The sequence below is a fragment of the Paenibacillus sp. P4_E11 genome (assembly GCF_056401635.1).
Genome location: NZ_JBFUIX010000580.1, coordinates 1 through 924, shown reverse-complemented (window position 1 = coordinate 924; position 924 = coordinate 1). Strand labels below are relative to the sequence as shown.

The window sequence follows — 924 nt, the reverse complement described above, 5'->3', positions numbered from 1 at the left end:
GAACGGTTGCATGGGAAAGTGCGGAATGGTTCTACTATATTGGGGATCACATGGTAAGAACGTTATTTTACCAAAAGTCCCAGCCTTATTATGCTGAGGCGCTCACCCCATCCAATTGGGCGGAGGCGGAGCAATACTTGAAGAACCGCAGTCAAGATCCTAAGGAACTGCGGCTTCCTTATGAACATCCGGATACGAAGGAACGATTCGAGTACATCATTACGAAAGAGGAAAGCTTATATACGATCCAGCACATCCATCTTCAGGAGTTGTATGAGCTGGATACTTCTAGTGTGAAGCTGATGAGAGATCCGCAGGGGATGATTTGCGGAATGTCTGCCATCATCCCAATCTATACAGGGACTCTAGACTACCTCTTGACGCAGCCCTTATCATCGACATATTTTCAAAGCCTCTCGGCGCAAAGACTGAAGGAATTACATGTTCCAAGGGAGAGTCCTGCAGGCTACTTCATTAAGTCAATCGATGTCCCTGATTTTTCTGATTTGACGATGCGGGCGGCAGCGGGACTTACCTTCATTTCGCTGCTTTTCTCCACCGGATTTGTAATAGCTTCGCCGCCAGCGCTACCCTTTTTCCGGGACATTCACTTGAGCTTGGGCTGTGAGTCACCCCCTAACGTTCTGCATAGGGATTATGACAACCGGACTCCCACCCCAGTATTTGTGTTCGACACGAGAGGGAATAAGCTGCAGGAGTACTTGAACAGAATGTTAGCTTCCTTCGGATTGCTAGAGCAAAGGGAAAAGCAGGATGAGAGAATTTCTATGCTAACGGAGAGAGAGAACGACGTGGTTCAGTTGCTGGCGAAAGGCTGCTCGAATCAGGAAATTGCCGCTGGCCTGTATATTACAGAGGTAACGGTCAAGAAGCATCTGACCACTATCTTCCGTAAGCTGGGGG

Annotated in this window: 1 protein-coding gene; it reads left to right on the top strand. The window is 48.4% G+C overall.

Going from position 1 to position 924, the window contains the following annotated elements:
* Positions 1 to 924, top strand: a 924-nt coding sequence (locus AC1DWB_RS36190) for a LuxR C-terminal-related transcriptional regulator (protein WP_477545875.1), incomplete at both ends; no start/stop codon positions are given.